Origin of the sequence: Corynebacterium sp. KPL2850 (genome assembly GCF_040225855.1) — a bacterium.
Taxonomy (GTDB): domain Bacteria; phylum Actinomycetota; class Actinomycetes; order Mycobacteriales; family Mycobacteriaceae; genus Corynebacterium.
The window spans coordinates 40820-53668 of record NZ_JBEHFV010000017.1; the positions used below are offsets into that span (position 1 = coordinate 40820).

The following is a 12849-nucleotide window of genomic DNA, read 5'->3' on the forward strand; positions in this document are numbered from 1 at the left end:
ATTGAAAAGGATAACTATGGTCGGAATTAACGGCATTAAGAGAAAGTTCGTCGGTGGTCTCCTCGCGCTTGGTGCTGCCTTGACGATGGCCCAGTCTGCCAACGCAGCAGAACCCCACGGCAAGGAAATGGTCACTTTCGGCGACTCTTTCTCCGCTAACGGCGGTGCCCCTGGGGATCGCGCAGCGGTCAGCCCTTTCTCCGCTTCTACTCCCCTACCGAACACGTGCAGTAACGACAAGCACAACTGGGCACATCAAACTGCCCGGAATCTCGGTCACAGCCTGGCGGACTACACGTGCAACGGAACCAGCTATTGGGTAGCTGCCTTCGTCGAACACGCAGTCCGCTCTGGGAATATTGGCCCCGATACGAAGGAAGTCACCTTCATGTATGGCGGCCTGCAGCCTGGCACCTATGTCGATGCACTGGCTAACGCCGCCGCCCCAAATATCCCTAAGGGCTCGAGCTACCGCGGATTGCTGAACGCGCAATTCAGTAAAATTCGATCCGTGGCCCCGAATGCACGCATCACGATGGTCAACTACGTTCCAATGACGGTTAATGACACCCTCTGTGTGGTCAATGACGACCGGATGCAGCTGCCACTGTCCATCCCAGGTGTTACTCGCGCAGAAGAAGAGTTCAACCGCGAAATCGGACGTGCCGCAGACTCCCTTGGCGTGAACTTCATCGATCTTCACAACCAAGCAAAAACGCACGATCCTTGCCAGCCGGACACCAACCACCGGTGGGCAGTCATTGCTCAGACCCCGACGGCCCCTTCCGTGATGCCAATGCACCCAACTGATGTTGGACACACAGGAATGGCAGGTATTATTACGAATGGCCTAAGGAACTAGGCCTCACCTCCCCTATTCCCAGAAAGTAAACTCGGAGTAAAAGTGAAGCGTATTAATAAGCTCGCCGCGGCTGCCACTTTCATTACAGCACTTGCGGGCACGAGCACCGTTGCCACAGCTGCAGTCCCAGGAAACACCGTTCTCGTTGGTGACAGTATTGTAGCCAACCCAACCGTCGCTGACCATGCGCTGAACAAGGCGCATAAAACGGCCAATACCGGAGTGGGCTGCGTTACCGATAATGCCATTGCCACTGAGATGAGCAATGTTTCCGGTGCACACGTTGACCAGTACCAATGCGCAGGTGCTTCTTTAGCCACTGGAGGCGTTCACGTCGATAACTCTCTCCGCAAGGCAGCAGAAGACGGCAACCTTAACCACGAGACCAAAAATGTCGTTATCGTTGCCGGCGCTAATGACACCTACCCCCACAAAACGGATATCGCAGCCTCCGACCGCGCGATTCGCGGTGGTCTCCGCAGCGCACTCGATGTAGCCCACCAGCACGCACCGAATGCCAAGGTGACTGTCGTAGGTTACCCGCACGTGACCCGCGGCAACTCCACTTGCCTGACCTCTTCGATCATTCCCCTACCCATCGCAGCCGTCTCTGACACAGAACAGCGCCTCCAAAACACCCTGCGCGAAGTGTCCGAGCAAAACGGCGCAACCTTCTTAGATGCACAGCCCATGTCTGAAGGACATGACATGTGCTCGCCAGACCGCTGGTGGGTTAACCTCGTTGACCCAGTACCACCAGCTCCCGGCAACCTACCACTGCACCTTAATGCCCACGGCACCGCAGCTTATGGCCAGTTTATCGGCCACGCTCTGCAGTAAGTAGAAAGAAATTATCCCGCATAATTTTAAACTATGCGGGATATTTTTATGAGTTTTTCTGGTTAGTGGTTATTGATCCAATCGATACCTGCCTGAAATTCCGCCCCACCGTACTGCATATGGGCAAGTTGTCCGCGTAGCAGGTTTATATTATCCATTGCGCCATGGTGAGAGGCCTCACCTACGATCTGCTGCAAAGGCAGCTTGCCGTGTGCTGCGTCCACCTCCATGGACGGGGATACCAATCCCAGGTAATCCTCTGGGTAGTTACAAATAATATCCTGCGGGTTGCAAACCTCGAACACGTCAGACCCCAGTTCGCCGTACCCACCGTCGAGGTGGCCTAGAGCGCCGGTCGCATTGGACATGTCATCGTGATATTGCGCAGCACCATTGCCACCCTGGTACGGGTTGGCATAGAGGGCTGCAGATGCAAACCTTTCTTTATCAAGTGGTCCGCGCCCGTGCGCCGCATCGTTAATGATGCGTGCGGAAATATCTGCTCCCTCGGAATAGCCGACCAAGGAAATCTTGCTATTTGGGCAGTCATTCTGGATTTGCTGAATCTTAGCTGCGGTGCGGTTATATCCTTCGTTAGAAGAGTCAGAATATTTCGACACGGCAAATGGGAAGGCCTGGTAGCCCACAAAGGTGGCATTCGTATCCGGCTGGAGTCCGAGCGTAACGCCCATCTGTCCGGTAATTAGACCGTGCGGAACATCCGAAGGTGCTGACGGAATAGTATTCGCTCCGCCAGGAACAAAAACAACCTGCTGGTTAGCACACGTCGGAGCGGACATTGGGTTCCCAGGAATCGCCGCAGTGGCGGCGGGAGCAGAAAGTGCAAGTGCAGCTGCAGAGATTGCGCCAGCAGCCGCAGCTTTCACAGTAAAATTCATATAATTTCCCATTTTCAAAAGGTTCCGGCGGTTTGCACGGGTTACATTACATGAGTCTTAGTTAACAGGCGACACCCCAACGCACTGTAACCAGACACATTTTCACATGAAAAATCCCGAGACACCGTTCTTACACGATGCCTCGGGACACTATATTGTGGAGCTAACGGGATTCGAACCCGTGACCCCCACACTGCCAGTGTGGTGCGCTACCAGCTGCGCCATAGCCCCATATACGAGGTGCAACCCTGTGGGCCGCAACTCGTATGAATATACATGGCGAGTATTTAACTCACCAAATCGCCTGCTACTTGGTGGCGACGTCTACCCAGTCATTCAAAGACTGACCAGAATCCTTATCCGGAATATCCTTGCCGTTTTGGACAACGCGCGGCGAGGAAACGGAGTCGGTTTCCTTTTTCAGCTTGTCTGAGTTTGCCTTGCCAACCTTATTACCTTGCTCGATATCCACGTTCTTGATGGAATCAACCACGTCATCCTCGGCGCCGAGTTCCTTCGCTTGGTCAGCGATGTCCTCGATTTCCCACTGGGTGGCAACGCTCTGCTGGTTTTGCATCATGTAGTCGCGCAAACTCCAGTAGGTCTTCACATCGCCGGACTTAGCTAGTTCCGACAAGGCTGCCGCAGCCTTGGTGGAGTAGCCATCATTGTTTTCATCACGCACCTTGTCCAAGAAGTTCAGCGTGCGCACGTGGACGACCAGCTCGCCATCCTCAATCGCCTGCTTCATCTCCTCATCGGTGCTTTTCGCTAGGTCCGCGCAGTGGGGGCAGGAGAAGTCTTCGTAGAGGTCTACTTCTGGAGTATCGTCATTGGCCGCATCGGACTTCAGGGTGATCGCATTGTCCTTAAAGTCCATGGACATGCTGACGTCTTGCACCTCATCGGCCTGCTTGCCATTCCACACGATGTAGCCAATGACCACGGCGATAATGACGAGGAGTACGCCGACGCCCCAGATGAAACCATTGCCAGACTTGGCATTTGGGTCACTTACTTTGCTCATTTAAACCTTGCCTGTTGATACTTTCGGACTCTTGCAACCTACTGTGCCCACCACTACGGGTGGAGCGCAAATTTCGTGAATGGGCGTTTGATGGTCCATGCGGTAAGCAGGAGGAAGGCGGCATCGCGAAGCAGCGTCAGCCCATAGTTCATGCCAGGCTCCGCAGTAGCGTCACCAGCACCAAAGCAACCGCAATCGATGACCAGCCCACGCAGCCATGCTTGGAGGATCCCGACCATGAAAAGCGCCATGACCAAAGCACCAACCTTGGACGACTCACGGAGGAAAATCCCCAGCAGAAGCAGCATTCCGCCCACCAGCTCCAGCGGGCCAATGAGCTGGGCCAAATACCCAGACCACTCAGGCGTGAAAATCTCATAAGCCATGATGGATTGCATGGTATCCAGCGGGTGCGCCATCTTCTCTACGCCGGCGATAATCCACACCGCGGCCATGCCAAAGCGAGCAATAAAGCTCACCACATCAAACGTCTTATCCACGCCGATTAGTTTAGCGTTTAACCTCCTTTTTTCAGACACAATGCCCTGTGCTTTTCCTGAGACTTCGCCCACTATGATGTACCCCATGCCGCACTCCCTCATCGTCGGTTCCGGTGCCGCGCTCGGCGCCGGTGTCCGCTATCTCTTAACCATCGCGCTCGGCGGCGGGCTGCTCCCGCTGCTCATACTCAACATCGTCGGCAGCGCGCTGATGGGATATACCCGCCCGGGGCCATTCTGGGGCACCGGATTCTTGGGCGGTTTTACCAGCTTCGCTAGCTTTGCTTTCTTCACCGCGGAGTCCCACTGGAGTCTCGCTCTGGCCTATGTCGCGGCGACGCTCGTGGGCTGCACCGCCGCCTACCTTGCTGGGGATAAGCTGCGATGAACCTGCTCCTCGTTCTCATCGGCGGCTTTCTCGGCGGCGCGGCGCGCTACGGTTTTACCCGCCTGCTCCCCTCGCCGTATTGCACCTTCGTATCCAATATCCTGGGCTCCTTGGTCTTTGGCCTGGCGGTGGGCTTTTCCCAGCTTGCCGATGCCCCCTTTGCCCATCCCCTCTTCGCCCTCGGCCTCGCCGGTGGCCTTTCCACTTGGTCCACCATGGCGAAAGAGCTGGGGGAAATGGTCAAGCAGCGGCGCTGGTGGGCCCTCTGCAAATACCTCTTCTGGACCATCGGGATCGGAGTGGTCTTGGCTTGGCGCGGAGTGATGTGGGCCGGACTTATCTATCACGGGATCTAGGTACGCAATTCCCAGCTCGCTCCTAGCTACATTGGACCAGCGCAAGCCTACGATTTCTCTGTGTGAACTTCTTTATGGACCTGCCGTTGGCCGAGCCCGTCAACGGCGTCATATTCCTCCTCATCCTGGTGGTAGCGGCGATCGTCGTTATCACCCAAAAGAAAATCTGGCCGATACTTTTCGCCCTAGTCCTCTGCGCCGTCGCGTGGTTGTTCCTCCGGCACTGGGAAGTGCCCTGGTACATCTATCTTGCCGCGCTGGTCCCCTTGGCCGCACTCCTCCGCAAGCCCAAGGTAATCACGGTCGTAGTGGGAATATTTTCCCTCTTGGCCACCGTCGGGCTAGTCAATATGGAATATCAAACCTATCCAGACGTCGGTTCCCTTGACCCTCGCCCCGTGGCGAAGGAAATGGACTACGCCGAGTTCACCACCACCCATTCCGGCGCCGCCCTCGTCCACGTCGATCTGCCCGGCACAACGTCCCACTTCTCCGCGCGCACCGCCACCGCGTATATCCCGCCGGCTTACTGGACGGACCAGAACCTCCCGGTTCTGGTCCTCCTCCACGGCAACCCCGGCGGACCGGATCAATGGTTTGGTTCGGGCGAAGCGGACGAAACCGCCGATCAATTCCAAGCGGCCAATGGCGGGCGCAGCCCCATCGTCATCGCCGTCGATGCCACCGGTTCCGAGACCGCGAACCCCATCTGCGCCGATAGCGATGTCGCCCAAGTCATGACCTACCTCACCCGCGATGTTTCCAAAGATATAAAGTCAAAGTTCCAAGTCAACAACGATCAGCACACCTGGACCATCGGCGGGCTAAGTTACGGCGGCACCTGCGCGCTGCAAATAGCTACCACCCATCCGAATGCCTACGGCTCCGTTATTGATATCTCCGGCGAGGCCGAGCCGACCATCGGCAACCACTCCGCCACCGTAAATAAGTTTTTCCACGGCGATGAATCCGCCTATAACAACCAAGACCCCGCCCACCTCTTGGAGCGCAACCGCTACGACAACCTTCAGGCCATCTTCATCGCCGGCGAAGACGATGCCGCATCCGTCAATGCCCTGCGCTCGCTATCAGATAAAGCCCGCGCCGCCGGAATGAAAACCTACTACGGCACGCGGCCGGGCGGGCACTCCTTCCAAGTCTGGCGCCCCGCGCTGCGCGAATCCTTCGCTTGGGCCGCAGCCCGCGGCGGCATCACGGTAGATACAGATCCGTTCGATGGGATTAACAATGTCCATTCTTAAAAAGTTTCCCGTATCCATCGGCCTGCTGACCATCATGTGGTCGCTACACCTCGTCGATTTCCCCCTCAAGCCATGGCTCGCGCTCACCACCGCTCACCCGGGCGCCTCCATCATCCTCACCGTGCTCATTGCCACCTGGCTCGCCCCGGCCGAGTGGCGCCTCGGCTCCGCCTATACCCTCATCACCGGGCTGGCGGCGACGGCGATTGGGGTGCCGGTAACGCTGGGCATCGCCAAGCACTGGCCCAATAGCACCGACTTCCTCAGCCCGATTGGATTCATCGTGGGCGCGGCCGGGTTCGCCTCCGCGTTCATGCCCCGCCTGTGGCGCCGCCGCCTCCGAATTTCTATTGTCTCCCTGACCGCCACGTACGTGCTGTACTCGGGCGCGCTTTCCGATGTCCTCGGTATCATCACCGCCGCCCTATCCATCACCGCCGGCCAGCTGCTCGTCAAACCCGCACCCGGTACGCCAACCGTGCGCGAACAGCGCGTGCTCATCGCCGTCTGCGTCGCCTGCGTTGCGATAGGCCCCGCCTTCATCGCCCTAGATCCGTTGGCGCAAGGTCCATTTTCCGATGTCACGCGCCTGCTCTGGCAAGATAGCCGCGGAATCGGCCCAGTGGTAGCCAACATATTGCCGCTCATCCTGCAACTCGTCTTTTGCTTCGGACTCGTGCGCGGACGCATCACCGCCTGGCGGCTCGCGGTCTTATCGCAGGTAGCGGCACTTGCCCTGCTTGCCTATAGGCTTTCTTTCCTCCCCGAGCTCATCCCCGTCACGCTGCCTTGGCTTGCCGTGCTCGCAATCCTGCTCATTAACCGGCGGCTGTTTCCCACCCACGAAAACCGCGCCTACCTCCTGCGTACAGCTCTTTTAAGCGCCGGTATCGCCGCATGCGGATCGATGCTCTGGATTCTCATCGCACAGCTGCACGCCCCACTGCCGAACGTGCTCGCAGAGACCCCATTGCGCTTCCTGCCCACCGTGGTGGCCATGATACTTCCCCACCACGTAATCCCCACGTCCTCCCTTACCTGGTTCCTCTACGAGTGGATTGGAAATGCCTTTTGGATCTTTGTCGCCTTCCGCCTGTATCGCGGTTTCTCCCGGCCCACCGATCCAGCGAACGAGGCAGATATCCGCACCGCGCGCCGCCTGCTCGAATCCGGCACGGGTGACCACCTCTCCTTTATGACCCTGTGGAAATCCAACCGCTACTTCTTCCACGGCGATTCCTACGTGGCCTACCGCGTCTCCAACGGCGTCGCCCTCACCCTAGGCACGCCCGTGGGCCGCGATATCAGCACCGAGTTCGCCGCCTTCGCCGCCGAGCAAGGTTGGTCCGTAGCCTGGTATTCCGTCAACGCGGACTTCGCCGCCGCCCACCCAGAACTCAAGCGCGTCCACGTTGCCGAAGAGGCCGTCTTGCCCTGCCGCACCGAGTTCAAGGGAAAGAAATTCCAGAATGTGCGCACCGCCCGCAATAAGGCAGCTAAAGAGGGACTACGCACCCGCTGGACCAGTTGGGCAGAGCTCGACCTGGCTACCATCGCCAAGATCACCGCTCTCAGCGAGGAATGGGTAGCAGAAAAGGCCCTGCCCGAAATGGGATTTACCTTAGGCGGGCTAGAAGAAATGAAGGTCCCCGGCACTCGCCTGCTGCTTGCCGAAGCCCAGGACGGCACCCTCCACGGCGTCACCAGCTGGATGCCCGTCTTCGAAAACGGCTCCATCGCGGGCTATACCCTCGACGTCATGCGCCGCAACGAGCACGGCTTCAAGGGAGTTATGGAACTGCTCATCTCAGAAGCCTTGCTCATCGCAAACGCCGAGGGCTGTGCCTGGATCTCCTTATCCGGCGCCCCTCTGGCCGGGCAAGCACCGTCGCCCTCCTGGCTCGACAATCTCTTGCAGCGCCTAGGCAATGAGGTCGAGCCCTTCTACGGATTCCACAGCCTGGCGGCAAGCAAAAAGAAGTTCCAGCCCGAAGAGCACCCATGGTTCCTGTGCTACGACGACGAGCTGAAACTTCCTAATATCGGTCTAGCGACGATGCACGCCTACCTTCCAGACCTCAAGACCACGGATGCGGTCAAGGCCTGGATATCCAGGCATTAATCCGCAATCGCCTCCAGCGGCGGCGTCTTTGCCGCGCGTTGCGATGGCCATACCGCTGCAATGATGCCCACAACTGCGGATCCCAGCAGCATGGTTACCAACATGCCCCACGGAACCTCGGCGCCGCCAAGGCCCTGATCATTCAAGATCTCAATGAAGGACCAGCCCAAGCCGAGGCCAATGAGAATTCCCATGATCGCACCAAAGAGCGAAATCTGGACCGACTCCAGTGTGATCATCCTGCGGATTTGGCGGCGCTGCGTACCCACCGCACGCAACATGCCAATCTCCTGGCGGCGTTCGATAACACCCAAGGTCAAGGTATTGACAATACCCAGTACCGCGATGATCACGGCTAGTGCGAGAAGACCGTAGAGAATGGCCAGCATCTGGTCGATGAAGCCAGCGGCCTGACCCGCGTATTCCTTACCGGTATTGACCTGCACCACCACGAGATCCTTGACGGCATCCTCGAGGTTATTGCGCAGCTCTTCCTTGTCATAGCCTTCTTGACCTAAGACGCCCACCATCTGCACGGAGAATTCACCGTCAGCGGCGACCTGTTCTGCCACGTCCTGCGAAACCACCATATTTTGAATGGTCTCGATGGGTTCAAAGGTACCGACCAGTTTCGCTTCCGCAGTCTTGCCCGGCTCGCTCCCGGTGACCTCGTAGGTCTCTCCTACCTTCCAGCCATTTTCTTTGGCGAAGTCTTCCGTGGCGGCAAAGCCACCTTCAATATTGGCATCGCCTTCCACCATGTTCATCGCCAGCATCGAGGTAGGGTCAGCATCCACCGTCACGGTGAACAACCCGCCGCTACCAAAGTCCAAGGAGGCCTGACCGTCCACGGCAACCGGCGCCGAGCCGACGGTAATGACCTTATCCACACCGTCTGCCTCTGCGGCACGCGCACCGGTTTCCTTCGGCGTCGGGAAGTTTCCGGAGCTTGGTCCGGACAAAATATAGTCCGACGTAATAGTTTGGTCCACCGTATCCGAGATGGAAGCCTTCATTGTCTGTCCCAGCATGCCGATGCTCGTGACCAATGCCACGCCCAAGGTCAGGGCAAAGGCCGTGGCGGCGGTGCGGCGCGGGTTACGCCGCGAGTTGGTAGCAGCCAGCTTGCCGATGGACCCGAAGGGCGCGCCAATTGCCTTGCCCAGCGTTGGCACCAGCGGCAAAGACAGCGCGGGCCCAGCCAGGAAGAAACCGATAATCACTCCGACGGCGCCGAGGCCAACGAGAATGGCGCGGACGTTCGTTTCGGCATCGCTAAGCACGCCTGCAAACGCCGCAATAATGCCGCCAATCATGATGATCGCACCGAAGATCGTGCGCACCTTCAACGAAGAGCCGGAGGCCGACTCCGTCGTGCGCATCGCCTCAACCGGTTCCACAGCACCCGCGCGCCGTGCCGGAGCCCACGCGGAGACCACGGTGACAATCGTGCCCAAAATAATCGGGACCACCACGGCAGAAACGCTCAAGCCGAGGCCACCGCCGATGTCCATACCGTTGGCGCCCATGACTGCCTTGATAACGGCGACCAACCCCACGCCGGCAAGAACACCGACGATGGAGCCCAGCACGCCAACGATGACGGATTCCACCACAACGGAATTGGTGATCTGGCGACGCGAAGCGCCCAAAGCACGCAACAGAGCAAACTCCTTGATGCGCTGGGCAACGATCATGGAGAATGTATTGGCAATAATAAAGGTGCCCACCAACAAGGCGATAAGACCAAAGGCAACGAGGAAGTAGTTCACAAACTTCAACGCCTCGGTCATGGCCTCACTGGTCTGTTCTGCTAGACGCTCGCCCGATTCGGCTTTGATGTCGAACTTGCCATTGAGGTCATCAACAAGCGCATTCGCATCCACACCGTCGGCGGCAGAGACCTTCAGCTGGGAGGGGTCACCAAAGCGCTCTAGGTAATTCGCCTCGTCCATGCGCAGCTCGATGTTATCGCCCTGCTCCACCGGCGGTTCCACGATGCCCGTGACCCTAACCTCATCCTGACTATCCGGATGCACCACCAGAATCTTCTGGCCAACGGAAATGTCGTATTTCTCCGCAGCAGAAGAATTGATCGCTACCTCATCTATGGCTTTTGGCTCATCGCCTTCGATGAGCTCACTAGCGCCACCGACGGTTTTATCCGCGGGATAATACGGCACGAGGCTAGAAGTACCGCTTTGGGTTTGGAAAGCTTCCGAATTTTCATCGGCAACAACCACGGTCTGCGAGTCAGCGACGTTGATGTTTTTAACCTCAGGATCATCAAGCAGCTGTTGTCGCAGCCCTTCATCCAGCTTCTGTTCACTATCATCATTCTCACTGACCACTGCGTCTACGCCGCGAAATTGGTTATCCACCGCGGAATCGAAAGTGGCCTTCAATGAATTAGTGAACATGAAAGAGCCAGCAATAAAGGCGGTGCCCAAAACCACCGCCAAAATTGTCAGCCCAAGGCGCAACTTATGCGCCATGATATTGCGCACGGATACCCTGCGCATTGCGTTTCCGCGTGCCATTTAACCCTCAATCTCTGCCATTACATTGTGAATGGCCTCCATCGTCGGATCTTGCAGTTCGTTAACGAGCTTGCCATCAGCAAGGAAAACAACGCGATCGGCATAAGACGCCGCCTTGGCATCATGCGTCACAATGACCACGGTCTGATTATCCTGATCCACCGCAGTTCGTAGAATATCCAGGACCTCGGCCGAAGAATTGGAGTCCAAGTTACCCGTAGGCTCGTCGCCGAAAATAATTTCCGGCCGCGAAACTAAAGCTCGAGCACAGGCTACACGCTGCTGCTGACCACCAGATAGTTCCGCCGGTCGATGCTCCAAACGCTCCGTTAGGCCCAAACGGCGGGTGACTTCTTCAAACCATTGCTTATCGACGTCCTTGCCCGCAATATCGGTCGGCAGCGTAATGTTGTCCGCAGCCGTCAAGGTGGGAACCAAGTTGAAGGATTGAAAGATGAATCCTAAGCGGTCACGACGCAACGCCGTAATTTCCTTGTCATTGAGGTGCGACATATCGGTATCACCGATAAACGCCGAACCAGAGCTAGCAGAGTCCAACCCTGCCATCGTGTGCATCAACGTAGACTTGCCCGAGCCTGATGGGCCCATAATGGCCGTGAATTGGTTCTTTCCAAACTCAATGGAAACGTGATCAAGGGCGATAACCGCCGTATCATCGCTTCCGTATTGCTTAAACAAGTCAACGGCGCGCGCCGCGGCATCATTCATAAAGCGTGTTCTCCTTGTACATGGGAAATTACCTTTATCCATAGTAACCCGAGTATTCGCAGCATCCCATCACCCCATAGGCTGATTTACACGCAGCGGTGTGATGGTGTGGGAAGATTCGTGTTTCTTTCTAAGAGACCTGCCCCCTCACCTTTCGTATAGAATTAAGGAGACGTTTACCATTAAGCCATGTTATGGAGTGTTTTCTCATGAGCCGTTTGATTGGCTTTGCAGGGATTGCCGTGCTTGTGGTTTCAGGAGTCTTTGCTTTATTCGGTTACACAAGAATTTCGTATTTTTTGCTAGCCGTTGCCGCCGTTGATCTCATGGTTGCCCGGATCTACCAGCCTGACGAATCCAATGACAGAAGAACGAAACAGCTAAAGGCAGTTAGCTGCTTCGCCATACTCCTCGGCACACTTTTCATCTATATAACAGGGTCTTGGATAGGAATCATCGCAATCAACTCAGGAATAATAGATCTCATGTCCGGAGAATATTCAATACTCAAAAAACAGCCGTACAAACGATAGATTTGTCGGCTCTCATGCAAAATGCTGTCTGAAGCGTCTTGGATTTAGTTCCGCGTCATAGGGATAACCGACTATTCCTGCACTTGGCCGAATTCCGGATTCAGCTAATGCCGTGGAGTATCTCAACGACACGTACTGGCTACCCCGATTTTTCCCCGCCCTTCGCGCTCACCGCGGACGGCGGGGTTTCTGGTTTTTCTACCACAGTGAGCGCGACGGGTGATAGGCCCGACCCCCGGGAAAGTAGACGCATCGGGGGTTAGCCCCGTGTGAAAACGTTGATGGTCCCCACAAGAAACCACACCATCCCGAAACCATGTTCTGGGGTGGTGGTCTCTTATTGGGGACCATCATCAACACCGTATGTAATTATTGTTTTGTTGTTTGGTGTCGGCGGTGACTTACTCTCCCACAACCTCCCGGTTGCAGTACCATCAGCGTGTACAGGCTTAGCTTCCGGGTTCGGAATGGGACCGGGCGTTTCCCTGTAGCTATGAACCACCGACAAACCTATCAGAACACTACCCACCAGTGTGTGGTGTTGTGTCAGATACTGCATAGTGGACGCGACACACACGTGAATGTGTACATTTTGTTTACTCGCTTTAACCAAGCTCACCCAACATATCCAAACATTGTGTTTGGGTTGTTGTGGTGTGTTTGTTTTGGTCAATTAGTACCAGTAGCCTTCACACCTTACAGTGCTTCCAAGTCTGGCCTATCTACCCCATAGTCTTTAGGGGACCTCAAAAGAAACCTCATCTTAAAACAGGCTTCCCGCTTAGCTTCCC

The 12849-nt window shown here is 56.5% G+C and carries 12 protein-coding genes, 1 tRNA gene and 2 rRNA genes; 7 read left to right on the top strand and 8 right to left on the bottom strand.

What is annotated here, in order from left to right:
* Window positions 1-16: 16 nt before the first annotated feature.
* Both ABRP93_RS07170 and ABRP93_RS07175 read left to right on the top strand, forming a co-directional pair.
* Window positions 17-862, top strand: coding sequence for a GDSL-type esterase/lipase family protein (locus tag ABRP93_RS07170; protein WP_239269916.1), 846 nt, complete (start codon window positions 17-19; stop codon window positions 860-862).
* Between the two features lie 42 nt (window positions 863-904).
* On the top strand, window positions 905-1702 hold the full coding sequence (locus ABRP93_RS07175; protein WP_239269917.1) for a GDSL-type esterase/lipase family protein: 798 nt from the start codon (window positions 905-907) through the stop codon (window positions 1700-1702).
* A 62-nt stretch (window positions 1703-1764) separates the two neighbouring features.
* On the opposite strand, the gene ABRP93_RS07180 is transcribed toward ABRP93_RS07175, so the two are convergent.
* From ABRP93_RS07180 to ABRP93_RS07195, 4 genes are all read right to left on the bottom strand, one after another.
* Window positions 1765-2502 carry a cutinase family protein gene (locus tag ABRP93_RS07180; protein WP_349887462.1) on the bottom strand — a complete coding sequence of 246 codons (738 nt, stop codon included), beginning with the start codon at window positions 2500-2502 and terminating at the stop codon, window positions 1765-1767.
* 257 nt (window positions 2503-2759) lie between these two features.
* Window positions 2760-2832: transfer RNA gene (locus ABRP93_RS07185), tRNA-Ala, on the bottom strand.
* Window positions 2833-2908: 76 nt separating this feature from the next.
* Window positions 2909-3628, bottom strand: a complete 720-nt coding sequence (locus ABRP93_RS07190) for a DsbA family protein (protein ID WP_349887463.1) — start codon at window positions 3626-3628, stop codon at window positions 2909-2911.
* Window positions 3629-3681: 53 nt separating this feature from the next.
* The gene (locus tag ABRP93_RS07195) at window positions 3682-4128 is read right to left on the bottom strand and encodes a MauE/DoxX family redox-associated membrane protein (protein WP_349887464.1); all 447 of its coding nucleotides are present in this window, start codon (window positions 4126-4128) and stop codon (window positions 3682-3684) included.
* 85 nt (window positions 4129-4213) lie between these two features.
* Between ABRP93_RS07195 and ABRP93_RS07200 the strand changes: the two genes are divergently transcribed.
* From ABRP93_RS07200 to ABRP93_RS07215, 4 genes are all read left to right on the top strand, one after another.
* Entirely contained in the window at window positions 4214-4516 is a 303-nt protein-coding gene (locus tag ABRP93_RS07200; RefSeq protein WP_349887465.1) for a fluoride efflux transporter family protein, read from the top strand.
* On the top strand, window positions 4513-4872 hold the full coding sequence (locus ABRP93_RS07205; RefSeq protein ID WP_349887466.1) for a fluoride efflux transporter FluC: 360 nt from the start codon (window positions 4513-4515) through the stop codon (window positions 4870-4872). Before ABRP93_RS07200 ends, ABRP93_RS07205 begins: the two co-directional genes overlap by 4 nt.
* A 62-nt stretch (window positions 4873-4934) precedes the next feature.
* Complete coding sequence (locus tag ABRP93_RS07210) at window positions 4935-6134, top strand: alpha/beta hydrolase (RefSeq protein ID WP_349887467.1); 1200 nt, start codon at window positions 4935-4937, stop codon at window positions 6132-6134.
* A complete protein-coding gene (locus ABRP93_RS07215) occupies window positions 6121-8256 on the top strand; it encodes a bifunctional lysylphosphatidylglycerol flippase/synthetase MprF (protein ID WP_349887468.1) in 2136 nt (711 codons plus the stop codon). The genes ABRP93_RS07210 and ABRP93_RS07215 overlap by 14 nt, the downstream gene beginning before the upstream one ends.
* On the opposite strand, the gene ABRP93_RS07220 is transcribed toward ABRP93_RS07215, so the two are convergent.
* Window positions 8253-10796, bottom strand: coding sequence for an ABC transporter permease (locus ABRP93_RS07220; protein WP_349887470.1), 2544 nt, complete (start codon window positions 10794-10796; stop codon window positions 8253-8255). The two genes, ABRP93_RS07215 and ABRP93_RS07220, sit on opposite strands and share 4 nt — an antisense overlap.
* On the bottom strand, window positions 10797-11525 hold the full coding sequence (locus ABRP93_RS07225) for an ABC transporter ATP-binding protein (protein ID WP_349887471.1): 729 nt from the start codon (window positions 11523-11525) through the stop codon (window positions 10797-10799).
* A gap of 209 nt (window positions 11526-11734) precedes the next feature.
* On the opposite strand from ABRP93_RS07225, the gene ABRP93_RS07230 reads away from it, so the two are divergent.
* Window positions 11735-12058 (top strand): hypothetical protein, encoded by a 324-nt coding sequence (locus ABRP93_RS07230; RefSeq protein WP_349887472.1) that lies wholly within the window; start codon window positions 11735-11737, stop codon window positions 12056-12058.
* A gap of 388 nt (window positions 12059-12446) precedes the next feature.
* Here the strand turns inward: ABRP93_RS07230 and rrf are convergent.
* Window positions 12447-12564 (bottom strand): 5S ribosomal RNA (gene rrf / locus ABRP93_RS07235).
* Between the two features lie 146 nt (window positions 12565-12710).
* Window positions 12711-12849, bottom strand: a 23S ribosomal RNA gene (locus tag ABRP93_RS07240); the annotation flags it as partial.